The organism is Pseudomonas sp. 8 R 14 (assembly GCF_900005955.1).
Taxonomy (GTDB): Bacteria; Pseudomonadota; Gammaproteobacteria; order Pseudomonadales; family Pseudomonadaceae; genus Aquipseudomonas; species Aquipseudomonas marginalis.
The window spans coordinates 44,878-67,842 of sequence record NZ_CVTH01000090.1 but is presented as its reverse complement, the minus strand read 5'-3'; the positions used below and the strand labels follow the sequence as shown (position 1 = coordinate 67,842).

The 22,965-nt window shown below is 63.4% G+C and carries 18 protein-coding genes; 7 read left to right on the top strand and 11 right to left on the bottom strand.

Translation table 11 applies throughout. The features are described 5' to 3' along the window. Positions 1-5: 5 nt before the first annotated feature. Positions 6-1,169 (bottom strand): acyl-CoA dehydrogenase family protein, encoded by a 1,164-nt coding sequence (locus tag BFQ01_RS29145; RefSeq protein ID WP_065928018.1) that lies wholly within the window; start codon positions 1,167-1,169, stop codon positions 6-8. 29 nt (positions 1,170-1,198) lie between these two features. After that, a complete protein-coding gene (locus BFQ01_RS29140; RefSeq protein ID WP_065928083.1) occupies positions 1,199-2,017 on the bottom strand; it encodes an FAS1-like dehydratase domain-containing protein in 819 nt (272 codons plus the stop codon). 205 nt (positions 2,018-2,222) lie between these two features. On the opposite strand from BFQ01_RS29140, the gene BFQ01_RS29135 reads away from it, so the two are divergent. Then, on the top strand, positions 2,223-3,122 hold the full coding sequence (locus tag BFQ01_RS29135) for a LysR family transcriptional regulator (protein WP_065928017.1): 900 nt from the start codon (positions 2,223-2,225) through the stop codon (positions 3,120-3,122). On the opposite strand, the gene BFQ01_RS29130 is transcribed toward BFQ01_RS29135, so the two are convergent. From BFQ01_RS29130 to BFQ01_RS29115, 4 genes are read right to left on the bottom strand one after another with little or no spacing between them, the layout of a single operon-like run. Next, entirely contained in the window at positions 3,109-6,000 is a 2,892-nt protein-coding gene (locus BFQ01_RS29130) for a bpX6 domain-containing protein (protein WP_065928016.1), read from the bottom strand. The genes BFQ01_RS29135 and BFQ01_RS29130 overlap by 14 nt on opposite strands. Continuing rightward, positions 5,993-7,819: a hypothetical protein gene (locus tag BFQ01_RS29125; RefSeq protein WP_065928015.1), complete on the bottom strand. Its 1,827-nt coding sequence runs from the start codon at positions 7,817-7,819 to the stop codon at positions 5,993-5,995. Before BFQ01_RS29125 ends, BFQ01_RS29130 begins: the two co-directional genes overlap by 8 nt. After that, positions 7,806-8,252, bottom strand: coding sequence for a bpX5 domain-containing protein (locus tag BFQ01_RS29120; protein ID WP_065928014.1), 447 nt, complete (start codon positions 8,250-8,252; stop codon positions 7,806-7,808). The genes BFQ01_RS29125 and BFQ01_RS29120 overlap by 14 nt, the downstream gene beginning before the upstream one ends. Beyond that, positions 8,249-9,370: an AAA family ATPase gene (locus BFQ01_RS29115; protein WP_065928013.1), complete on the bottom strand. Its 1,122-nt coding sequence runs from the start codon at positions 9,368-9,370 to the stop codon at positions 8,249-8,251. The genes BFQ01_RS29120 and BFQ01_RS29115 overlap by 4 nt, the downstream gene beginning before the upstream one ends. A gap of 93 nt (positions 9,371-9,463) precedes the next feature. On the opposite strand from BFQ01_RS29115, the gene BFQ01_RS29110 reads away from it, so the two are divergent. The 3 genes from BFQ01_RS29110 (at position 9,464) to BFQ01_RS29100 (ending at position 12,682) form a co-directional block, all read left to right on the top strand. Beyond that, positions 9,464-9,952, top strand: a complete 489-nt coding sequence (locus BFQ01_RS29110) for a GFA family protein (RefSeq protein WP_065928012.1) — start codon at positions 9,464-9,466, stop codon at positions 9,950-9,952. A gap of 94 nt (positions 9,953-10,046) precedes the next feature. Next, positions 10,047-11,870 carry a serine hydrolase domain-containing protein gene (locus BFQ01_RS29105; RefSeq protein WP_065928011.1) on the top strand — a complete coding sequence of 608 codons (1,824 nt, stop codon included), beginning with the start codon at positions 10,047-10,049 and terminating at the stop codon, positions 11,868-11,870. 20 nt (positions 11,871-11,890) lie between these two features. Then, positions 11,891-12,682 (top strand): MipA/OmpV family protein, encoded by a 792-nt coding sequence (locus BFQ01_RS29100; RefSeq protein ID WP_065928010.1) that lies wholly within the window; start codon positions 11,891-11,893, stop codon positions 12,680-12,682. A 75-nt stretch (positions 12,683-12,757) separates the two neighbouring features. Here the strand turns inward: BFQ01_RS29100 and BFQ01_RS29095 are convergent, their stop codons facing one another. Further along, positions 12,758-14,035 carry an ATP-binding protein gene (locus tag BFQ01_RS29095; protein WP_065928009.1) on the bottom strand — a complete coding sequence of 426 codons (1,278 nt, stop codon included), beginning with the start codon at positions 14,033-14,035 and terminating at the stop codon, positions 12,758-12,760. Beyond that, complete coding sequence (locus tag BFQ01_RS29090) at positions 14,036-14,743, bottom strand: response regulator (RefSeq protein ID WP_065928008.1); 708 nt, start codon at positions 14,741-14,743, stop codon at positions 14,036-14,038. Positions 14,744-14,900: 157 nt separating this feature from the next. Between BFQ01_RS29090 and BFQ01_RS29085 the strand changes: the two genes are divergently transcribed. Continuing rightward, entirely contained in the window at positions 14,901-16,100 is a 1,200-nt protein-coding gene (locus BFQ01_RS29085; RefSeq protein ID WP_065928007.1) for an MFS transporter, read from the top strand. Here the strand turns inward: BFQ01_RS29085 and BFQ01_RS29080 are convergent. Further along, positions 16,056-16,658, bottom strand: coding sequence for a tRNA-(ms[2]io[6]A)-hydroxylase (locus BFQ01_RS29080; RefSeq protein WP_027608547.1), 603 nt, complete (start codon positions 16,656-16,658; stop codon positions 16,056-16,058). The two genes, BFQ01_RS29085 and BFQ01_RS29080, sit on opposite strands and share 45 nt — an antisense overlap. A 149-nt stretch (positions 16,659-16,807) precedes the next feature. On the opposite strand from BFQ01_RS29080, the gene BFQ01_RS29075 reads away from it, so the two are divergent. Further along, a complete protein-coding gene (locus tag BFQ01_RS29075; protein ID WP_027608548.1) occupies positions 16,808-17,671 on the top strand; it encodes a universal stress protein in 864 nt (287 codons plus the stop codon). A gap of 34 nt (positions 17,672-17,705) precedes the next feature. Here BFQ01_RS29075 and BFQ01_RS29070 read toward each other — a convergent pair whose 3' ends face one another. Beyond that, positions 17,706-18,176 (bottom strand): DUF1289 domain-containing protein, encoded by a 471-nt coding sequence (locus tag BFQ01_RS29070; protein ID WP_065928006.1) that lies wholly within the window; start codon positions 18,174-18,176, stop codon positions 17,706-17,708. Positions 18,177-18,572: 396 nt separating this feature from the next. On the opposite strand from BFQ01_RS29070, the gene acnB reads away from it, so the two are divergent. Next, positions 18,573-21,182, top strand: coding sequence for a bifunctional aconitate hydratase 2/2-methylisocitrate dehydratase (gene acnB, locus BFQ01_RS29065; RefSeq protein ID WP_065928005.1), 2,610 nt, complete (start codon positions 18,573-18,575; stop codon positions 21,180-21,182). A 125-nt stretch (positions 21,183-21,307) separates the two neighbouring features. Here acnB and BFQ01_RS29060 read toward each other — a convergent pair whose 3' ends face one another. Then, positions 21,308-22,957, bottom strand: a complete 1,650-nt coding sequence (locus BFQ01_RS29060; RefSeq protein ID WP_065928004.1) for a SulP family inorganic anion transporter — start codon at positions 22,955-22,957, stop codon at positions 21,308-21,310. Between the last annotated feature and the right edge of the window lie 8 nt (positions 22,958-22,965).

The window sequence follows — 22,965 nt, the reverse complement described above, 5'->3', positions numbered from 1 at the left end:
GGCCCTCAGAAGCTGCGTGGCAGCTCGAGCAGGTGCTCGGCCACGTAGGACAGGATCAGGTTGGTGGAGATCGGCGCCACCTGGTACAGGCGCGTCTCGCGGAATTTGCGCTCGACGTCGTACTCGCAGGCAAAGCCAAAGCCGCCGTGGGTCTGCAGGCAGGCATTGGCCGCTTCCCAGGACGCCTTGGCCGCCAGGTACTTGGCCATGTTCGCGCTGGCGCCGGCATTCACGCCGCTGTCGTATTCCGCACAGGCGCGCCAGCGCATCAGGTCGGCCGCCTCGACTTCGATATGGGCTTCGGCAATCGGAAACTGCACGCCCTGGTTCTGCCCGATGGGCCGGCCGAACACCACGCGGTCGCGGGCGTAGGCGCTGGCCTTGTCGATAAACCAGCGGCCATCGCCGATGCATTCGGCGGCGATCAGGGTGCGTTCGGCATTGAGGCCATCGAGGATGTATTTGAAGCCCTTGCCCTCTTCGCCGATCAAGCTATCGAGGGGCAGTTCAAGGTTGTCGAAGAACAACTCATTGGTCTCGTGGTTGACCATGTTCGCGATGGGCTGCACGGTCAGGCCGTTGCCGATGGCCTCACGCAGATCGACCAGGAAGATCGACATGCCTTCGGACTTTTTCTTCACCTGTGCCAACGGGGTGGTGCGCGCCAGGAGGATCATCAGGTCGGAATGCTGCACCCGCGAGATCCAGACCTTCTGGCCGTTGATCACGTATTTGTCGCCACGCTTGATCGCGGTGGTCTTGATCTTGGTGGTGTCGGTGCCGGTGGTGGGCTCGGTGACCGCCATGGATTGCAGGCGCAATTCGCCACTGGCGAGCTTGGGCAGGTAGAAGCGTTTTTGCGCCTCGCTGCCGTGACGCAACAGGGTGAACATGTTGTACATCTGCCCGTGCACGGTGCCGGAGTTGCCGCCGCAGCGGTTCACCTCCTCGAGGATCACCGAGGCTTCGGCCAGGCCCAGGCCGGAGCCGCCGTACTCCTCGGGAATCATCGCCGACAGCCAGCCGGCGTCGGTCAGCGCCTTGACGAAGGCTTCGGGGAAGCCCTTTTCTTCGTCGATCCGGCGCCAGTAGGCCGCGTCGAATGCGGCGCACAAGGCGCGCACGCCGTCGCGGATGGCATTGAGTGCTTCGTTGTCATTCGGGTTCATCTCACGGCTCTCCGCCTGTTGTTCTTGGCTTATTCGAAATGCACTTCAGCGGTCTGCGCCAGGCCATCGGTATTCCCGGCCCACAACGCCGCCGCCCCGGTTTCACTGATGCGACCGCCCACTGCGAACGGCTGCGGCGCAATCAACGGGCGCACGCCGCGATAGGCAAAGCGCCGCACGCTGGCTTCGGGATGGGCGCGGCAAAACGCGCGCAGGCTCAAGGTCGCGATCAGCGGGCCATGCACCACCAGCCCGGCGTAGCCTTCGGTGCCGGTGACATAGGGGTAGTCGTAGTGAATGCGGTGACCGTTGAAGGTCACGGCGCTGTAGCGAAACAGCAGGGTCGGCGTGGGGTCGATGGTTTCCTGCCACTCGCCCTGGGCCAGGGCCTCGCCGCTGCCCGGCTTGGGCGGCGTCGGCTCGCGGTAGACGATGTCCTGTTCTTCGCGGATCGCCAGGCGACCGTCCTGGGCATAGTCATGGCGCACGGTGACAAACAACAGCGAGCCGCTGCGGCCGGTCTTTTCTTCGACCTGGGTGATGGTCGACACGCGGGTTGCCGCCTCGCCGGCCCGCAGCGGGTGCAGGAATTCGATACGCCCACCCGCCCACATGCGATTACGGTTATCCGCCGGCGGCAGGAAGCCGCCACGGGCCGGGTGGCCGTCGCCGCCCAGGGCGCTTTCCGGCAGCGGGTCCTGGAAGAAGCACCACTGCCACAGCGGCGGCAGGACCGCGCCCTGCTCGGGGACGGCTTCGCCAAAGGTGGCGGCAATGCGTTTGAGCAGGTTATGGCTCAGGTGGTCGTGGGCGGTTTCGCTTCGGCCGATCCAGTCAGTAGCGCTCATCAGGTACAGGTCCTCGGGCAGTGAGTGTCTGCCCCGGATCATGCAAGCGCCGGCCCGTTCTGAGAATTTGCATTTCAATAAACCAGCGTTCGGCTATGCTGAACGCTCTTTCCCCGACATAACACCCGCGCGGCCCAGATCCGTAGGATTTGGGCGGTGTTGGATAGGACGGTATCTACCGGGTTCATTCATACGGGAGTTTTGCATGCACTTCGACCTGGCCGACCTGCGCCTGTTTATCCATATCGCCGAATCCCCCAGCCTGACCCAGGGCGCCAGGCGCGCGTTCCTCTCGCCGGCCGCTGCGAGTGCGCGGATCAAGGCGCTGGAAGGCCAGCTCGACACGCGCCTGCTGTACCGTGACAGCCGTGGCGTAGAGATCACCCCTGCGGGCGAACGGCTGCTGCACCATGCGCGGTTGATCATGCGCCAGGTGGATTACCTCAAGAGTGAGTTCACCCAATACGGCGTGGATTCCGCCGGGCATATCCGCATCTTCGCCAACACCACGGCGGTCACCGAGTTCCTCCCGGAGGTGCTGGCCGGCTTCCTGTCCCAGCGCCCTGGCGTGACCGTCGACCTGCAGGAGCGCTTGTCCCGCGATATCGTGCGCGGCGTGCTGGATGGCACCAGCGACATGGGCATCATCGCCGGCCCCGTGGAGGCGGCGGGTTTGCAGGTGCTGCACTTCAGCACCGACAAACTGGTGCTGATGGTGCCCGTCGGCCACGCCTTGGCCGATCAAGCCTCGGTCACCCTGGAACAGACCCTGGCCTATCAGCATATCGGCCTGCATGAAGGCAGCACCTTGCTCAGCTTCCTGCGTGAACACGTCGAGCGGTTGGGCAAGCAGTTGTCGCTGCGTATCCAGGTGTCGAGTTTCGAGGCGATTTGCCGGATGGTCGAAGCGGGCGTGGGCATCGGCATCATCCCCGAGTCCGCCGCCGTACGGCACAGCCGCACCATGCAACTGGTGGCGGTGACGCTGGATGAGCCGTGGGCGATTCGTGAGCGCAGTATTCTGGTCAGGGAGCTTGAGGCACTGCCCGGCACCATACGGGCATTGATTGCCACGCTGATGCCGGAAACGGTCAATGCAGGGTGAGGTTGTGCTGGCTGGCGTGGTCGAGGTTGATGTGGCTCAAGCGGCCTTGATCATCGAATAACAGCCAGTCCGTCCCCAGGCGCCGCGCCTGGACTTGCGCTTGTGGCCAGTGCAGGCTGACGCAGAGCCGGTCGCTGGCGCGATGAATGAAATGCCAACGGGTCGCCTCTTCCTCCACGCCATAGCGAATCAGCAGCCAGTCCTCGAACAGGAATGGCCAGACCGTTTGATCCCACTCCTCCTCCCGCAGGTTGCCGGGCAAACGATAGCCCTTGCGCGCCCCACCCTGCTTCAGGACGAGGACCGGCGGCCCTTCGCTGTCGTACTTGATCAAGTATTGCGCCGCCTGACCGGTTGCACTGGGTAGCCCGAAATCCGCTTCTATGACATCGATTCCAGGGTCGCGACTGATCAAGCGACGCTCCGGCAAACGATAATGCCAGAGCGCCAGGATCCCGCCCATTTCCAACAGCCACAGGTATTCGTTGTGCTGATCCGTCTCGAGGGCATGCACCCGTGCCGGTAGATCGCCCACGTGCCATAACGTTTCAAACCCACGATCGACGTCCACCACCCTCAGTTCCCGGTCACGGCCGACGGTCCAGGCAGTGCCGTCAAACACCTTGGCAAATACGTCCAGCGCCAAGACACCAAGGTCCGTGGCCGTGCGGCTTACCAGGTCCAGCTTGCTGATACGCCACAGCCGGTCTCGACGCGTCAGCGCCAAGGCCACTTGGCGGCTGTGGCCGATGACAATCTGCTGCGCCGGCACCGCAAAATGAAACAGCGTCTTGCCCTGCGCATCCACCACCAGCGCGCCGGCCTCGCCCAGCCCCAACAGGTAACGCTCATCGTGCAGGGGCACGGCATCCAGGATCGGCCGATTGCCCGCCGCCGGTGCGGACCACTCCAGCGTGCTGCTCACGCGGTCCAGCGACACAACGGCTGGACGTTTCAGCGCCTGGCCCGGCAAGTCCGCCTGAAGCAATTTATCCCGACTCATTTTGACCAGCGCCTGCAACTGATTGAAGTTCAGACGCCCGTGCCCACTGAACTGGTCGGCAAGAATCGCGTGCACGGTAGCGCCTGCCAGCCAGGCCAGGGCCGAGGATTGGGCTTTATGTTCCAGCAATGCCTCGGCCAGGGCGGCGCGCTCGCTGCCGCGCGCGGGGTCGTCACGCACGTCTTCGACCCATTCGCCGTACGCCTCCAGGGTGTCCGGCAGCAGGATGGCGCGCTTGACCAACGCGCCAATGGCCAGGCGCCCACCGGCCGCTTCGGCATTGAGCAGCCATTGCGCGGCGCGTGGGCGTTCAGCCGGCAGGCTCCAGATCACATCGACCGCTTGCAGCCACAACCCCTTGGCGATCAACGCTTCGGCCCACTCCAGGCGCAGGCGGTCGGCGGTTTCCGGTGATTTGGCCTGGAGCATCAGCACCGCATCGCCGAAGGCATCGTCACGGCGCGCCACCATCAAGGCGCGTTGCCAGTTCTCGGCCAGGCACAACAGGCGTACGATCACCCCAGGTGGCATATCCCAGGCCAGGGCGAGGTCGGCGGCTTGTTGATAGCGCGCGTGTTTTTCCAGGTAATCGAGGGCCTGCTGACGCTCCTTGAGCAACTCGGCGAGGATAAACACCGCCTCTTCAATGCGCCCGGCGCGGTCCAGGCGCTCATAGCTCTGGCGGTAGACCTGGCGCAGGTGCTCGGTCATCCCCTCTTCGAAGAACATCGAACGGCTTGCCCCGTTTTGCCGGTCCAGGGCCAGGTCCTGGCGGCGTTGGGGGGTTCCAAAGCTCTGCTCGTCACCGGACTGCTCACCATTCAAGGGAATGGCATGGCGCAAGGCTTCTTCGAAATTGCCGTCCTCGAACATCTCGAGCATCCGCCGCACATAAGCAGCCTGACGCTTGCCATACAACGTGGACAAGCGCGAATGCAGGGTCAGGCGGGTCAGCCAGCGGCGCCACGCAGCGGGTTTGTGCCGGCGCGGTTCGCTGCGCGCAGCGATGCCAGGGGCGACCGGTGCTGTTGGCGTGCCGGAGACTGGCGTGCGCCCACGCCGCAGGGCTCGGTTCAGGCCCCATAAAAAGCCGGTCAAGAACAGCCCACCGACCAACGTCACGCCGACCACCGCAAAAACCTGGTCGCTGCTCAGCGTTGGCATGGGTGTCAAGGGCGCGTGCTGACCCTGGTTGGCCATCCACAGCACAGCAGTCACCAGCGCCAAGGTCGCGCCAAGCTTGAGTGCCGGGAACGAGGCTGGCTCGCGTGAGTCCCACTCGCCGTTGCCAGCCGCGGTCGCTTTGGCCGGCGGGCTCTTCGGCGCATGGCGCTGACGTTCGATCAGCGCCTGCATCACCCCTTCCCGCTCCGGGCTGACGGGTCCCAGTGCCCCGCCGAGAATCTCACGCACATCGGTGACCCGCAGCGGCGGCACCGGTTCCAGTACCGGTGCATGGCAGTCGAAGGTATCCAACAGTGTGCAGGCGCTGATATCCAGCCACTGCCCAGGCGCCAGCAACTGCGCATCGCGCAACTGCAAGGCCTGCACCTGGCTGCCACGCACCAGCCACAGGTCGGCAGCCGGCAAGGCCCGCAGCTCCTGCGGGTCGAGCAGCGCGGAGGACAAACCACGGCCCTGGCGCACCAGCGGCCAACCGACCAGGGTTTCGCACAACACCGATTCAGGCCGCGCGAACTGCAACACATCGCCGTCGGCAAAGCGGTAGGCACGGGCGCCGGGCTGCCAGTATTCGAGGATCAAGCCGGCGCGCTCGTGCAAATCCAAGCGGTCGCTGGAAAACCACAGCCCATCAATGTGTTGATGCCCCGTCAGCAGCGGGCGCCTGATCAGCATTGCGTCCTGTTCAAGCATGCTCACGCTCATGGGTTAACAACGCGACCTGGTTACACAGCACTTGCAGGCGCATGGCACGCTCGGGCACCGAATACACCAACAGTTCACGGGCGCTGGTGATAACGGCAACCAGGCCACTCATCGGGCAAAACGTTGCCCGCGCAATCGCTGCCGAGGTGGTGAACAGCACACGCTGCTGCCCTTCGATATACAAACCGACGGTGTGCTGGTTCGGGCCCAGCAGTACCAGCGCGTGCAGTTCCTGGGGGCCAACCTCATGGTGCAGGCCGATGGCCTTCCAGCCGGGGGCCAGGTCGATCTGGGCTTTTTTCGAGGGGAAGCTGTCGTGGGTGACCACGCGCCAACGTTGGCTGCCAAGATTATCGGCCAGCAGTGCACAGCCGCCAAAGTACTGCCGCCAATAGGCGGTGCCTGCAAACAGCACCTGGCTCACGCCATTGGCCGCACCCACCGCGTAACCACCGGACCTCAGCCCATCGCCCGTAGCCGCATACACGACGACTTGCCCGCCTTCACTGCGGGCGTAGGCCAGGGTCAAGGTGTCGACCTGGGCCAGGCCGATGACATTGTCGGTGATCTCGCAGCCCTCACGCGCCGGAGCGCGGAGCACCGCGCCTTGCCAGCAGGCGAGCCGGCCCTTGCTGTCCAGCAGGTAGAGCCGTTCGCTTTTCTGACTGCGCAACCACACCGAGGGCAGGAACGTCGCGGTGCCTGGAGGAAGGTGCAGTCGTTCGGCGGGTGGTTTGTCGATCGGGGCAATGCCCGGTATGTTCCAGAAGCTCAAGGTGTTGTCACTGCTGAGCACCGCGCCCAGGCTGCGGTAGTGAAAGCTCATACTCAGCGCGCGTTGGTGGCCTGACCACAGGCGCCGACGCACCTCGAGGGATTTTTTCTGGTTCCTCGACGGCAGCTTGATCACCACCATTCCGGTTTCATCCAGCATGCGCAGGGCGACATGGCTGCCGGAGCCTGAGATCACCGGCGGCAAGGTCAGGACCACGCGCGGCACCACACCAGTCTTGGTGGCGGGCGGTGCCTTGACCTCGTGATCGAACTGCCCTTTGAGCAATTGCACCGCGTGCTGCGCCTGCGGCATCGGCAGCAACACCCGTCGCGTCTGGCCTGCCTGCAACTCAAACGACAGGCTACGCCCATCCAGGCTGCGCTTGACCTGGACCCGGTGGCTGCAATGCCTGGCGTCGGCGACCGGCAAGCGTTGCCCGACCATCCAGCATTCACCCACAGGACGATCCTGCGCGGCCATCCAGTCGCGCCAGGCATACCAATGGCTGTCGCTCACCCCTTCATAGGTGCGGGCGTTAAGCAGACGCTTGATCTGTGCCGGCGAATCCAGTTCATGCAACACCGGCGGGCCTTGCAGCAGCCCCCAACGCAGCTCGGCGCCCGCCTCTTCGGCACGCCGCGCCAACAGCATCAGCAATGCGATATGCACCAGGCGTGCGGCCCCCAACTGCAAGGGACCGGCGTCGAACAGCACCACCATCAGGCGGTTGGCCTCACGGGCACGGTACTGGGGCGCGAGGAACATATGCTCGCCCCCGACCGCACGGCGGAGAAACTCATCGGGTACCTCCTCTGCCAGCAACCATTCACTGGAGAGCAGACGCTCATAGGGGCCACGGCGTTGCAGGTCGCCCAGGCCATCAGGCTCCGGCACACCGCCTTGTTGCCTGCCCCGCAGTGGGCCGAGCAGCGGGTTGAGACGGCCCAGCAGATCGGCGAACACTGGCAGGTGCTCGGGCGCAAACCATTCCAGCCACTGCCGCCAGGGTTGCAGGGCATCAGGCAGTTGCATCGGGCATCCCCCAGTGAGCAGCGATTCGCCGCAAATGATCGCGGCTGACGGGCAGCAAGCGATCCAGCGGCACCACGGCCTGCGGTTCACGCCACAGCAATAACGGCGAACGTTTGAAGCGTGCCGCCAGGGCCTGGCCCAGCACATCTACCGCAGTTGTCGGCTCCCAACTGGTGGGCAACCACAGCCCTGGCGCGACATCTCCCGGTGCGGCGTAGGCCACCCCGTCGACCCAGGGCAGGTCAACACCGGCGCCGGTAACCACCAGCACTTCACCGCTGGCCGTGGCTTGCAGTCGCGCAGCCTGTTCGTCCGGCAGCTGTAACAAGCGCGCGTGCAGAAGCCGAGCAGCGTCACCCCAGGCGACAGCGGCCTGCGGCTCGGTCGGTACCTGCCGTGGGCGCCAGGTCCAACGCTGCAACGCTGCACTCATGGCGTGGGCGTCAGCAGTCGCGCCAATTGCCCGCGTACCTGTCGCAACGGCTCAGGCAGGGTCTGGCTGTTGAAGTTGGCGTCAATCTCGCGCAGCAGGCCTTCCAGCGCCGGGCTCGCCGGTGGCTCGGTGCGTGCCAGGTAATCTTCGGCGGTTTCCAACAGGCGATTGAATCGTGACATCGGCTGCAAGGTGGCTTCCTCCACCGCACTGAACAAATGACGGTTACTGGAGGCGGCAAACAGGTCGCGCAGCACTTCACGACCGTGTTGCTGGCTTTCCTGGGTCGGCAGCACGTACAGCAGCGGCCACAGGTCGGCATCGCTGGCTTCCGGGCGCCCGCCCAGCAAGGCAGCCGCTGCGATCAGCCGTTGAGACTTGACGATACGCCGGTCCGATAACTGAATGCCGGCTTCACGCAGGCGGCGGATAGCCTGGGCCAGTAACGGACGTACGGGGTTGAGGTCAACGTTTTTCAGCGCATGGCCAAGGGTGTCCAACTGGGTCAAACCGAGCAACTGCTGCACCGGCCGCTGTTCCGACTGCCAGCCACCCGCGAGCATGGCCTCCAACTGGTTATCCGGCACCGACTCGACAAACAGGTGCAACAGGAAACGATCCCCGAACGCCGCCAGCGCTTCGTCGTCCGGCAGGCCGTTGGCAGCACCGACACACACGCGCAGCGGGCATTGGATCTGGGTGTGTCCACGGCGAAAGCGGCGCTCGTTAAGCACGCCCAGCAGGGTGTTGAGGATGGCGGTCGAACCGAGGAAGACCTCATCGAGAAAGACGATATCGGCTTCCGGCAGCATGCCGCTGACGTCGGTTTCGACGGTGCCTTCGCGCAGTTTCTTCAAGTCCACCGCACCAAACAATTCCGAGGGTTCGGTAAAGCGCCCCAGCAGGTATTCGAAATAACGCCCGCCCATGGACTGCGCCACACGCCGCACCACGGCACTCTTGGCGGTGCCAGGTGGCCCGATGACCAGGATGTGCTCCTGAGCCACGGCGGCCAATACAATCAGCTCGGCCAGTTGCTCACGCCCGACCAGGCCTTCGGTGGCCGCACGCACGGCATGGCGAATTTGCGCGGCAGCGCTGTGCAACTCAGCAATCATGGGTGTCTTCCCTGAAACCAAAGCAAGGAATCTTGCCTGAGGCTAAGGTATTAGCAAAGCGTTGTTACATAAACCCAAGAGGAGTCAGCCCCGATGCAGCTTGAGGGATCCTGCCACTGCGGCGCCGTGACGTTCAGCCTCACCAGCGCCCACCCGTACCCTTACCAGCGTTGCTATTGCTCGATCTGCCGCAAGACCCAGGGCGGCGGCGGTTATGCGATCAACCTGGCCGGGGATGCCAATAGCTTGCAAGTGCGCGGGCGCAAACAGATTTCGATCTACCACGCCCGGCTCAAACCCGAGGGCGCCAGCCGTGCCCATGCGAGTAGCGCCGAGCGGCATTTCTGTTCGCAGTGCGGCAGTGCGCTATGGCTGTTCAGCCCGGAGTGGCCGGAGCTGATCCACCCGTTTGCCTCGGCCATCGACACGCCGTTGCCAGTACCGCCGGCGCATACGCACCTGATGCTGGGCTCGAAGGCGCCGTGGGTCGAAGTCAGCGTGCGCAAAGGCGACCTGCAGTTTGATGAATACCCCGAAGAGTCCATCGCGCAGTGGCATGAACGCCATGGGCTCAGCCGTTAACAGTCTTTGACAGTTTCCCGACAAAGCTCGCAAAGATTGTTGGACGGCCCTTCCCTAGCATTCGAGCATCCAAACAGCCATTCGGGTGCTCCTCATGTTTCGCAGATTGCGCGGTATTCCGCTGCTGGGTTGCCTGCTGGGCAGCCTCGGTTGCCATGGGCAACCGCCGGCACCGCCGCCCATTCAGAAGGGTGACTACGGCGCGATCATCCGCTACCTGCAAGCCCGCATTCCCCGGGTGATCGCCCAAGAGCATATCGCCGGCCTGTCGATTGCCCTGGTCAATGGCCAGGAGCTGATCTGGGCCCAGGGCTTCGGCCTGGCCGACAAGGCCCGGGGCGTGCCGGTCACGCCCAACACCGCGTTCCGTGCCGGTGGCATTTCCAAGCTGCTCACCGCCACGGCCGCGCTGCAATGTGTGGAACAACAGCGGCTGGCGCTGGATGCGCCGATCCAGCAGACCTTGCGCGAGTTTTACGTGCGCTCGCGCTTTCATGACGACCAGGCCGCTGCCGACCGCGCTGTGACCCTGCGGCGTTTACTCAGCCACCAGTCCGGCCTGCCCAGTGAACACCTGCGTGACCTGCACAGCACCTACGCCATGGGGCAGATGCCGATGCGCGTGTCGGGGGTTTGGCTGAGCAGCCCGCCAGGCTCGCAGGTGGCGTATTCCAACCTCGGTTATGCCCTGGTGGGCGCGGCCATCGAGCGCAGCAGCGGCAAAAGCTTTGAAGCCCAGTTGCAAAACAGCCTGCTCAAGCCGCTGGAAATGAACCAGTCGAGTTTTGTCGGCACCGCCAGCCAGCAGGCGTTCCGCGCCCTGGGCTACACGGACGGCGTTGCCAGTACCGATGCCCCGGTGCGCGACATCGCCGCCAGCGGCCTGTGGGCCAGCCCGAAAGACCTCGCGCATTACGTGCACATGCTCTTCGCCCAAGGCGTCTACAAAGGCAACCGCGTGCTGGGCAGCGCTTCGATCGACGCGATGTTCACCCAGCAGAACACCGGCAATGCGCTGGACTTCGATTGCCAGATGGGCCTGGGCTGGTTCCTCGCCCCATGCGGTGACGAACCCGTCGGCCCCGGTATACGCACCTACCAGCACAGCGGTGGCGGCGATGATTTTGCCGCGCAGTTGAGCCTGCTGCCCGACCAACAACTGGCCGTGATCATCATGGCCAATGACAGCAACGCCGAAGACCTGGTGGCCGGCCTGGCCACCGACACCCTGCGCCTGCTGCTCCAGGCGCAAACCGGCCACGCCGTCTGCGCCGACGACTGCCAGGCGCCCAGCCACGGCCTGAAACTGCGCCACGTGCCGGCCGCCATCGACCGCAGGCGCCTGGCCGGCTTCTACGCCACCGCCTGGGGCGTGTTCCGGATCAAGGATGACGATCAGCGGCTGTCGGGCGAGTTGGCCGGCTACACCTTCGAATTATTGCGCGACGACGATGGCTGGTTGCGCGCGCAGAAGAAAGTGCTCGGCTTCTGGCTCAAGGACCTCGGCGAACTGGGCCGCGTGCAACTGGACGTGATCAGCGTGCAAGGCCGCCAGATGCTCACCGCCCGCAGCCACGGCCAGCGCGTGGCTATCGGTGAGCGCATCGAACCGCCGCCCTTGCCCTCGGCCTGGGCCGACACCATCGGGACCTATCAAGTGCTCAACACCCATGAGCCGGACGCCCCCCTGAGCGGCATCAGCGTGCGCCTGGAAGACGGCTTCCTGGTGATCCGCGGCCAACTGCACGACGAACCGCTGACCGACTACATCCTGCTGCCCATCGACAACGCCCATGCCGTCCTCGCCGGCAACGGCTATGGCCTGGGCGATACGGTGAGCCGCCAGATCAACGGTCTCAGCGCTTCGGGCTACGCCTTCAAACGCACCCGCTCCCCTTATAAACCCTTGGCTTTCTAACCCCCCATATGGAACCCTTTATGCGCTCAACCCCCCTGTACCTGTCGCTCTCCTCACTGTGCCTGCTGGCCGCTGCCGACCGCGCAATTGCCGAAGACTGGCAATACAGCCTCAAGGCCGGCATGGCCAACGTGCCCCGCTACAGCGGCAGCGATGAGCGCATGACCGCGCCGGTGCTGGGCGGCAAAGTCGTCAGCCCCTGGGGGATATTCCTCGACACCGACAAAGGTCTGGGCTGGGGCTATGAAGGCAACGCCTTGAGCTTCAGCACCTATATCGGTGCCAGCCATTCACGCAACGACAAGAATCATAGCCTGCACGCCGGCTCGAAGCGGCTCAAGGGCATGGGCGAGATCAAGGCCCGCCCGCAAGTGGGAGTGAGTGCCAGCTATAACCTGGGTGGCGTGATTGCCGGCGCGACCCTGGAACACGCGCTCAAGGAAGATGACCACAAGGACAGCGGCAAGGCGTTCACCCACCTGGAGCTGAGCCTGGGCACCACGCTCTACGACGGCCGCTACGGATCGGTCGATGCCAGCCTCAACAGTCACTTTGGTGACCGCAATTACCTGCAGACCTGGTACGGCGTGACCACCGGCCAGGCCGCGCAAAGTCGCTTCAAGGCCTACAAGGCCGGTGCGGGCAATATCAGCAATGGCATGAACCTGGTGTGGAGCCTGCCGATCAGCGAGCACACCCAGTTCTCGACCCTGCTGGATGTGCAATACCTGGCGGATGACGCGGGCAAGAGCCCGATTGTGGAGCGGCGCTTGCAGACCTCGGTGATGGGGGTGTTGGAATACACCTTTTGACCGGGTAAGCCCGTCAGAAAATGTGGGAAGGGGCTTGCTCCCTCCCACATTTGCCTCCCATTGTTCTCCGGATACTTATTCGGCATACGCCCACGTCATGCGAAACGACGCCCCGCCCCACTCCGAATCCATCACGTGCACGTGCCCGCCATGCCACTGCGACACCCGCTGCACCAGCGCCAGGCCGAGGCCGAAGCCGCCGGTGCGGCGGTCGCGACTGGCATCCAGGCGCATGAAGGGCTGGAAGATCCTGGCCCGGCCGTCCTCGGGCACGCCGGGGCCGTCGTCACACACACGCACTTCGTAGCCCTCGCCGAACTTCACCAGCGACACCTCGACCCGGCGCTCGGCATAACGGATGGCATTGCGCAGCAGGTTGATCACGGCGCGGGCCATGAAGCGCGGCTCGATCTGGATAAAGTCGACCTCGCAGGTACGCAACGTCAGCTGGATACCGGCCGCCTCCGCCTCCAGCGCGACGCTGCCGATCACGCTGTCGAGCCAGCTGTGGGCCTCGATGCGCTCGCGGGTGACCTGAGTGGCGCCGCGCTCCAGGCTGGCGTAGGTGAGCAGCTCGGACACCATCTCCTCCAGCTCGCCGAGGTCGGCGTACATATCGGCGATCAATTCGCCCCGCTGGCGCGGGTCGGCCTGTTGCTTGAGTTGGTCGAGTTCGAACGATAACCGTGCAATCGGTGTACGCAGTTCGTGGGACACCGCATTGGTGAGTTCGCGCTGGTTGGCGATCAGGCTTTCGATGCGCTCGGCCATCTGGTTGAAGTGCCCGGCCAGCGCACGCACGGTGGAGCTGCGCGGCAGCAGGATGCGCGAGCCGAGGTCGTTGTCGCCGAAGCGCTGCGCGGCCAGGCGGATATGTTCCAGGTCGCGCCAGTGCGGGCGCACCCAGAAATACAGGACGATGGCCAGGCACAGCCCGAGAAAACCGTAGGCCCACAGGTATAACCACTTGGGCTCTTCCGGCAGTTTGATTTCCAGCAGTTGCGGGCCACCGTCGATGGCCGTGAGAAACTCCATAAAGTCGCCGCGCACCACCAGCAAGCCCTGTTCCAGAAGCTTTTGTTCGCGCTCGGTGAGGGCCTGGGCATCCTTCTGCACCAGCTTCAGGCGCAGGCCGTAGTGGGACTGCAACTCGGCCAGCCGTGCGGTGCGCTGCTCCACGGGCAACGGCCGCAATTGCTCCACCAAGCCGTATGCCGGGCCACGCATGGCTTCGCGGTTATAGGTCTCGTTGGCTTCGGGGAGCAGTTCGTCGAAGGTGTAGTTGACCAGCCAGATCGCCCCCGCCAGGCCGATCGCCAGAATCACATACAGGCGCAGAAACAGGCGCAGCATCTAGACCTCCCACGCAAACGGATTGAACAGATAGCCCTTGCCCCAGATGGTCTTGATGCACACCGGCTCACGGGGGTTGTCGTTGAGCTTGCCGCGCAGCTTGCTGATGTACACGTCGACGCTGCGGTTAAGGCCGTCAAAGGCAATGCCGCGCATGCGGTTGAGGATGTCGTCGCGGGAAAGAATCTTGCCCGCGCTGCTGGCCAGCAACCACAGGAGCTCGAACTCCATGGTGGTGAGGTCGATCTGCTCGTCCCCCAGGCTGACCACCCGGCAACTGCGGTCAATCGCCAAGCGGCCGAACGCGAGGGCGCCGCGCACCGTCGGCTCGGGCGCCTGGCGACGTTGCAGGGCGCGCAGGCGTGCCAGCAGTACCGGCGGCTTGATCGGCTTGATCACATAGTCGTCGGCACCCGACTCCAGGCCGAGGATATGGTCCAGGTCGTCTTCCTTGGCAGTGAGGATCACAATGGGGGTGTCGGACACCGTGCGGATCTCGCGGCACACATGCAGGCCACTCTGGCCCGGCAGCATCAGGTCGAGCACGACGATCTTGGGTTTGAAGTCGAGGAACGCCGCCAGGGCTTCATCGCCGCGGTGCACCACGCGGACCTCAAAGCCATGCTGTGACAGAAAATGCGCGATCAGCCCTGCCAGCTTCTCGTCGTCCTCAACGAGCAGGACCTTGCCCAGACCCAGGTTTTCCATAAGTTCTCAGTGTGCAAAGACGGATTGAAGAGCGGGCATTATAGGTGGCAAGCTGGTCAACTAAAGCAACTGGCCAGTTGGTGCCGACGAAGCTTCATGCTTTTAAGAGTTTTTAACAAATAGCCTGCATTTTTTAACGCCATCCACAGGGAGTTGTATGCGCAAGGATTACCTGGCGTTCTTCGTTTCGCTGTTCCTGTCGCGGCTGGCGGACCAGATCCTGTTGTTTATCGTGCCACTGATCGTGTTCCAGACCACCCACAGCGTGTCCTGGGCCGGGCTGGCCTTCTTTGTCGAATCACTGCCGCGCTATCTCGCGTTTCCGGTGTGCGGGGCGTTGTGCGACAAGTATTCGCCGGTGCGCATCCTGCATATCAGCCAGGTTTACCGGGCACTGGCCTGTGTGATGGCGGTGGCGTTGTATGGGGTGTTCGACGGTATCTACTGGCTGGTGCTGCTGTCGGCGTTATGCGGGGTGCTGACGACCCAGGGCATCATGGCCCGCGAAGTGTTGATGCCGCATGTCTTCCAGCAGTACAGCTATGCCAAGACCCTCTCCTACTCGCAGATCGCCGACCAGAGCGGCCTGGTGCTGGGGCCGCTGGTGGCCGCGCTGATGCTGGAGGTGTGGGCCTGGCACTGGGTGGTGCTGGGGATTGCCGGGCTGTTTGTGCTGGCGGACCTGGCGATGCTGGCCTGGCAGCGTAAAACCACGGCAAGCCTGGAAACCCATCGGCAGCACCGGGATATCTGGCTGCAACCGCTGCGCATCGCGTTCGGGCATATCCGCAACCTGGCGGAGCTGAAGCGGATCATTACCCTGGCGGTCGGTGTGAACCTGATCATCGGCGTGACGCTGGCCACCTCCGCGGCCATGGTCACCGGCCTCTACGCTGCCGACAAGGACACCTATGCCCTGCTGCAGGCGGCCGGCGCGGGGGTGACCATCGCAATTCTGTTTTACCTGGCGCGCGCCACCCTGCCCTTGAAAGTGCTGGGCGGGCTGTCTTACTCGATGATCGGCGCCGGGGCGTTGGTGATGGCGGTCAGTCCCAGCCTGTGGGCGTACACCCTGGGATTCCTGCTGGTCACCGGCTTCGACAAGATGTTCAACGTTTACCTGCGCAGTACTCGTCAGCGGGTCATTCCAGTGCAGGACTTCGGCAAGACCGTGGGCGTGATCACCTTGCTCAACAACCTGGCCCAGCCGCTGGCGGGCCTGGTGATTGCAGTGCTGGCGGCGCCCTTGGGCACGCAGACGGTGATCCTGCTACTGACCGGGATCAGCGCCTTGATCGGCGTCGCCGTGGCCTCAGGCTGGCACGCCACTGTGAAAGCGGAACTCGATGTCGGGTGATTCGATCAGTTCCTGCTCGGCCGCCCTCACCCGCTCGATCACCTGGGCGATGTCCTTGGCGTCGCCGTACTGGTAGGCCAGCTTCAGGTAACCCTGGAAGTGCCGCGCCTCGCTTTTCAGCAGGCCGAAGTAGAACTTGCCGAGTTCTTCGTCCAAATGCGGCACCAGGGCTTCGAAACGCTCGCAACTGCGCGCTTCGATAAAGGCGCCGACCACCAGGGTATCCACCAGCTTGACCGGTTCGTGGCTGCGCACCACCTTGCGCAAACCGGAGGCATAGCGCCCGGCGTGCAGTTGGCGCAACTCGACCTTGCGCTTCTTGATCAGGCGCATGACCTGCTCATGGTGCACCAGTTCTTCCCGGGCCAGCCGCGACATCATATTGATCAGGTCAACATGGGCGTGGTACTTGGCGATCAGGCTCAGGGCGGTGCTGGCCGCTTTGAATTCGCAGTTCTTGTGGTCGATCAACAGGGTGTCCTGATCGGCCAATGCGGCCTGCACCCAGGCATCGGGGGTTCGGCAACCGAGGAATTCGTGGATTTCGGGCAGGTTCATCGGGCTCACGGACAAAGGATCACAAAAAGGCCGCCGATTATACCCACCGCGCCGCAGACCACCAGCCACCGGCCTTGATGTGCATCAACATGACGTCTGGCGGGCAGCAACTATAGTTGTTCCACGCCCACCCTTTTGGAGATCCGATCATGCAAGCCATTCGCAGCATCCTGGTGGTCATCGAGCCCGCGCATTCGGAAAGCCTGGCCCTCAAGCGCGCCAAGCTGATCGCCGGGGTTACCGGCGCGCACCTGCACTTGCTGGTCTGCGACAAGAAACACGAGCATTCGGCGCTGTTGAGCCTGCTCAAGGCCGGCTTGCAGGAGGACGGTTACAGCGTGACCACCGAGCAGGCGTGGAATGAAAGCCTGCATGACACCATTATCGATGTGCAGCAGGCCGAAGGCTGTGGGCTGGTGATCAAGCAGCACTTTCCCGACAGCCCGCTTAAAAAGGCCCTGCTGACGCCGGCGGACTGGAAGCTGTTGCGCTTGTGCCCGACGCCGGTGTTGCTGGTCAAGACGTCCACACCGTGGGCGGGCGGGGTAATTCTGGCGGCGATCGATGTGGGCAACAACGACGGGGAACACCGCGAGCTGCATCACGCGATCATCGACCATGGCTTCGACATCGCCAGCCTGGCCAAGGCGCAGTTGCATGTGATCAGCGCCCATCCGTCGCCGATGTTGTCGGCGGCGGACCCGACGTTCCAGCTCAAGGAAACCATCGAGGCGCGTTATCGGGAGCAGTGCAAGGCGTTCCAGGCGGAATTCGATGTGGATGACGCGCACCTGCATGTCGAGGAGGGCCCGGCGGATGTATTGATCCCCCACCTGGCCCACACATTGAAAGCGGCCGTGACCATCATAGGCACGGTGGGGCGCACCGGCATTTCCGGGGCGTTGATCGGTAATACGGCGGAGGTGATCCTGGATGCGGTGGACAGTGATGTACTGGTGCTCAAGCCGCAGACGTTGATGGATCACCTGGAGGAACTGGCGACCAAGGCCTGACGCCGATCCCCCTCCCACAGTTGGATGTGTGTTGTCAGTCAGCGAGCGCGTCTCTCAGGAACCCCGGGGCGATATAGCGCTGGTAATGGGCCTCGGACAGAATGAAGAACTCACGGTCGATGGCATCGCGCAGTTCCGGCAAGGCCCAGTCGCGAAACTCCGGCAACAGCACCATGCCGTACGCCTCCAGGTTATTGATCACCCGCGCGCCGCGGGCAATCAGCTGGTACGCCCAGCAGTACTCGGACTGGTGCGGCACGAAACGGATCTTGCGTTGCTCCAGTTGGCCGCGCAGGGTCTTGGGGTCGAAAATCTCGAGTTTGCCGGCCATCACCTGCACCAACAGTTGCTCCAGCCGCAGCCAGACCGCGCGTTTTTCTTCCTCGTTATAGCCATTCCACTGGATCACTTCGTGGTGGAAACGCTTGCAGCCACGGCACACGAGATCGCCGTAGACCGTGGAGCACAGGCCGACGCAGGGGGTCTTGATGGTTTGGTTGGACATGGGCAACAACACGCAAATCAGCGAAACAGTGCGCCATGTTAGCCCTTTGTCTAAGGTTGATCACCCAGCAAACTTGGTGATGCAACTTACCTTTAGAAATTTTTTGCCGTAGAATCATCCGGCCTTGTAAGGCGCCAATAATCCGCTGGAAGCTGTTTTCAAAGCGTCACGAGCACAGTCGTTCCTTCAGAACGGTGTTGGCGATGGTCATTACCCGGCAGGTAATGATCAGCGCCAACCCTCATCAGCTCCGTTCTGCAGGCGTAAAACTTTGAAAGCAGCTTCTGTAAGGAATGCCGGCAGCGCTGGCTTTGCGGCCCAAAAAGCCCCCGAGCGCATGCGTGCCGTTCATTTCTGGATGAGCGTCCCGTGGGACCACTGATGAGGGTAATAACTGTGCTTGAAGCCTACCGCAAACATATCGAAGAGCGTGCAGCACTGGGTATCGTTCCCCAGCCGCTTAATGCCGAACAAACCGCAGGCCTGGTTGAGCTGCTGAAGAATCCTCCGGCTGGCGAAGAAGAATTCCTCGTTGACCTGATCACCAACCGTATTCCACCGGGCGTTGACGAAGCTGCCTACGTCAAGGCCGGCTTCCTGTCTGCCCTGGCCAAGGGCGAAGCCACTTCCCCCCTGATCGACAAGAAACGCGCGGTTGAACTGCTCGGCACCATGCAGGGCGGCTACAACATCGTGACGTTGGTCGAGCTGCTGGACGACGCCGAGCTGGCGCCTGTCGCGGCTGCCCAACTCAAGCACACCCTGCTGATGTTCGATGCGTTCCACGACGTCGCCGAAAAAGCCCGCAACGGCAACGAGCACGCCAAAGGCGTGATCCAGTCCTGGGCTGACGGCGAGTGGTTCCGTAACCGCCCGACCCTGGCCGACAAGATCAGCCTGCGCGTGTTCAAGGTCACCGGCGAAACCAACACCGACGACCTGTCCCCCGCCCCGGACGCGTGGTCCCGCCCTGACATCCCGCTGCACGCCCTGGCCATGTTGAAAATGGCACGTGAAGGCATCGTGCCGGACGAGCAAGGCAAGACCGGCCCGATGAAGCAGATCGAAGAAATGCGCGGCCAAGGCTTCCCGATCGCCTACGTCGGTGACGTGGTCGGTACCGGATCTTCGCGTAAATCCGCGACCAACTCGGTGCTGTGGTTCTTCGGCGACGACGTTCCCTACGTGCCGAACAAGCGCGCCGGCGGCTTCTGCTTCGGCAGCAAGATCGCTCCCATCTTCTACAACACCATGGAAGATGCCGGCGCACTGCCGATCGAATTCGACGTGACCAACATGAACATGGGCGACGTGATCGACCTGTACCCTCATGCTGGCAAAGTCTGCAAGCACGGCACCGACGAAGTCCTGACCACCTTCGAAATGAAGACCCCGGTCCTGCTCGACGAAGTTCGCGCCGGCGGCCGTATCCCGCTGATCATCGGCCGTGGCCTGACCGACAAGGCGCGCGCCGAGCTGGGCCTGGGCCCTACCGACCTGTTCAAGCTGCCTGAAGCACCGGTCGACACGGGCAAGGGTTTCACCCTGGCCCAGAAAATGGTCGGCAAGGCCTGCGGCCTGCCGGAAGGCAAAGGCGTTCGTCCAGGTACGTACTGCGAACCGAAGATGACCACCGTGGGTTCCCAGGACACCACCGGTCCGATGACCCGTGACGAACTGAAAGACCTGGCGTGCCTGGGCTTCTCGACCGACCTGGTGATGCAGTCCTTCTGCCACACCGCGGCGTATCCAAAGCCGATCGACGTGACCACCCACCACACCCTGCCTGACTTCATCATGACCCGTGGCGGTGTATCGCTGCGTCCAGGCGACGGCATCATCCACAGCTGGCTGAACCGCATGCTGCTGCCGGATACCGTCGGCACCGGTGGTGACTCCCACACCCGTTTCCCGATGGGCATCTCGTTCCCGGCCGGTTCGGGTCTGGTCGCGTTCGCCGCAGCCACCGGCGTCATGCCGCTGGACATGCCGGAATCGATCCTGGTGCGCTTCAAAGGCAAGATGAAACCTGGCATCACCCTGCGCGACCTGGTTCATGCCATTCCTTACTACGCGATCCAGGCTGGCCTGCTGACCGTAGAGAAGAAAGGCAAGAAAAACGCCTTCTCCGGCCGCATCCTGGAAATCGAAGGCCTGAACGACCTGACGCTGGAGCAGGCTTTCGAGCTCTCCGACGCATCGGCCGAACGTTCGGCTGCCGGTTGCACCATCAAGCTGTCGAAAGAATCCGTCACCGAGTACCTGAACTCCAACATCACCCTGCTGCGCTGGATGATCGGCGAAGGCTACGGCGATGCCCGCACCCTGGAACGTCGCGCCCAAGCGATGGAAGCCTGGGTCGCCAACCCGGAACTGATGGAAGCCGATGCCGACGCGGAATACGCCGAAGTCATCGAGATCGACCTGGCCGAAATCAACGAGCCGATCCTCTGCGCGCCGAACGACCCGGACGATGCCCGTCTGCTGTCCAGCGTTGCTGGCGAGAAGATCGACGAAGTGTTCATCGGTTCGTGCATGACCAACATCGGTCACTTCCGCGCTGCCGGTAAGCTGCTGGAGCAGGTCAAGGGTCAGTTGCCAACTCGCCTGTGGCTGTCGCCGCCGACCAAGATGGACGCTCACCAGTTGACCGAAGAAGGCTACTACGGCATCTACGGCAAGGCTGGCGCGCGCATGGAAATGCCGGGCTGCTCGCTGTGCATGGGTAACCAGGCACGTGTAGAGCCGAACTCGACCGTGGTATCGACGTCGACCCGTAACTTCCCGAACCGCCTGGGTGACGGCGCGAACGTCTACCTGGCTTCGGCTGAGCTGGCGGCAGTCGCCTCCACCCTGGGTCGCCTGCCGACCGTCGAAGAGTACATGGGCTACGCAGCGAAACTGGACACCATGGCCAGTGACGTCTATCGCTACCTGAACTTCGACCAGATCGCCGAGTTCCGCAAAATCGCAGCAAGCGCCAACATCCCGGTGATCCAGGCTTAACGGTGTGTTGATGTGAAAGACGCCGCGTATCGCAAGGTACGCGGCGTTTTTTTATGCCTGGAATACCAACACATTCAGTTGATCCATCTGTCACTGACCCACCGCCATCGCATAAGCCCCCTTCCTCACGCTTTTCCTACCTCAAGCGCCAGCTGCACCGCGCCATCGACGCTCAGGCCACTGAGCAATACATGGGGCGCCAATGCCTCAGGCAACCCCTGCAACACCTCACGAGCCTCATGCCGGACGCGGGCCAGCACCAAGCGCTTGCCCTCCCCACGTACCTGGGCAAAAAACGCCGCCAGCGCTTCGATACTGGTGCCGTCGAGGTCCGGCGATTCTTCCAGGCTCAACACCACCACCTCTACCTGTGACTGCCGCATCAGGCGTAAGGCGGCGCCCAGGATGCGCTCGGCATTCGCAAAAAACAGCGCCTCGCTGGGCCGTACGATCAAGACTCTAGGCACGGCCAGGGCATCGGCATGGTGCTGACGGTCGACAAAGTCATGGCTGTCACCCAGGCGCCCCAGCACTTGAATGTCGGCTGACGACATCTGGCGCAGCATCAACACCACACTGATCCCCACCGCCACCAGCAAGCCATCCAGCACACCCAGCACCAGTACCGCCGCCACCGCGCAGATCACCAGCACGCGATCACGCCGCCACAGGAAATAACGCCCGAGCGGCTGCACGCTCAAGCCTCGTCCCAGGGCATAGATGACGACGGCGGCCAGCACCGGCTCCGGCGTGAGCGCGACATAGGGCAGCACCGTCAGCACAATCAGCAAGATCACCAGCGCCGCGACAATCCCCGCCAGGCGCGAATAGGCGCCGGCCGCCTCGTTGGCCGACGTCGCCGAATACCCGGCACCGGCCGGCATGCCGTGGAACAACCCGGAGACCAGGTTGGCCGCGCCCAGCGCCAGCAGGTCACGGTTGGATGACACCCGGTCACCATGCTTGAGCGCGAACGAACTGATAGAGCCGTAGGACTCCGCGTACAGGATCATCACCAGCGCAAACGCCAATTCCCCCAGGCGCAGCCAGTCGGCAAACGGCAGCACCGGCAAATGCCCCAGCTCCAGGCGCAGGTCGATCATGCCGATCTGCGCCACCCCATAGGCCTGCAGGTCCAGGTACTGCCCGGCAGCGATGCCGAGCACCACGACCACCAGGCCACCGGGCAGGCGCGGGAGGCGTGCGCACAGCCACAGCACCAGCAACGCCAGCGTCGCCACCAGTGCCGCAGGCCAGTTCCAACGCGGCAGCTGCTCCAGCAACTGCGGCAGAAAACGGATCAGGTTGTTATCGGTGAGGTGCACACCCACCACACCGGCCAATTGCTTGAGGATGATGGTCAGCGCCAGGCCGAAGGCGAAGCCACGCAATACCGGCTTGGCGATAAACGAGGTGACACCGCCGAGCTTGAACAGTCCGGCCAACAGGAAAAACACCCCGGTGAGCAACACCAGCCCGAAGGCCAGGGACAGCCTCAGTGCCGGGTCGTCACCCGCCAGGCTCGCCGTGGCCGCCGCCAACACGGCTGCCGACGACGAGGTGGCCGAGACAATCGCAAAGCGGCTGCTGCCGAACAGGCCATAGCACACCAGCCCGGCAAACAAGGCGATCACCCCGGCCTGGGGCGGCAGCGCGGCAATACTGGAATAGGCCACGGCCTCCGGCAGCAGCAAACCGGCAATGGATAAGCCGGCCAGCAGGTCTTGGGTGCGGTTAGAGGTTACGGCAACGGGTGCATCGGTTTCAGTCTTCAATCGGCCCA

Bases quoted from the DNA above. Each gene is read 5' to 3' on its own strand.
- BFQ01_RS29145 (WP_065928018.1), bottom strand. From the start codon at position 1,169: ATGAACCCGAATGACAACGAAGCACTCAATGCCATCCGCGACGGCGTG.
- BFQ01_RS29140 (WP_065928083.1), bottom strand. From the start codon at position 2,017: ATGAGCGCTACTGACTGGATCGGCCGAAGCGAAACCGCCCACGACCAC.
- BFQ01_RS29135 (WP_065928017.1), top strand. From the start codon at position 2,223: ATGCACTTCGACCTGGCCGACCTGCGCCTGTTTATCCATATCGCCGAA.
- BFQ01_RS29130 (WP_065928016.1), bottom strand. From the start codon at position 6,000: ATGCTTGAACAGGACGCAATGCTGATCAGGCGCCCGCTGCTGACGGGG.
- BFQ01_RS29125 (WP_065928015.1), bottom strand. From the start codon at position 7,819: ATGCAACTGCCTGATGCCCTGCAACCCTGGCGGCAGTGGCTGGAATGG.
- BFQ01_RS29120 (WP_065928014.1), bottom strand. From the start codon at position 8,252: ATGAGTGCAGCGTTGCAGCGTTGGACCTGGCGCCCACGGCAGGTACCG.
- BFQ01_RS29115 (WP_065928013.1), bottom strand. From the start codon at position 9,370: ATGATTGCTGAGTTGCACAGCGCTGCCGCGCAAATTCGCCATGCCGTG.
- BFQ01_RS29110 (WP_065928012.1), top strand. From the start codon at position 9,464: ATGCAGCTTGAGGGATCCTGCCACTGCGGCGCCGTGACGTTCAGCCTC.
- BFQ01_RS29105 (WP_065928011.1), top strand. From the start codon at position 10,047: ATGTTTCGCAGATTGCGCGGTATTCCGCTGCTGGGTTGCCTGCTGGGC.
- BFQ01_RS29100 (WP_065928010.1), top strand. From the start codon at position 11,891: ATGCGCTCAACCCCCCTGTACCTGTCGCTCTCCTCACTGTGCCTGCTG.
- BFQ01_RS29095 (WP_065928009.1), bottom strand. From the start codon at position 14,035: ATGCTGCGCCTGTTTCTGCGCCTGTATGTGATTCTGGCGATCGGCCTG.
- BFQ01_RS29090 (WP_065928008.1), bottom strand. From the start codon at position 14,743: ATGGAAAACCTGGGTCTGGGCAAGGTCCTGCTCGTTGAGGACGACGAG.
- BFQ01_RS29085 (WP_065928007.1), top strand. From the start codon at position 14,901: ATGCGCAAGGATTACCTGGCGTTCTTCGTTTCGCTGTTCCTGTCGCGG.
- BFQ01_RS29080 (WP_027608547.1), bottom strand. From the start codon at position 16,658: ATGAACCTGCCCGAAATCCACGAATTCCTCGGTTGCCGAACCCCCGAT.
- BFQ01_RS29075 (WP_027608548.1), top strand. From the start codon at position 16,808: ATGCAAGCCATTCGCAGCATCCTGGTGGTCATCGAGCCCGCGCATTCG.
- BFQ01_RS29070 (WP_065928006.1), bottom strand. From the start codon at position 18,176: ATGTCCAACCAAACCATCAAGACCCCCTGCGTCGGCCTGTGCTCCACG.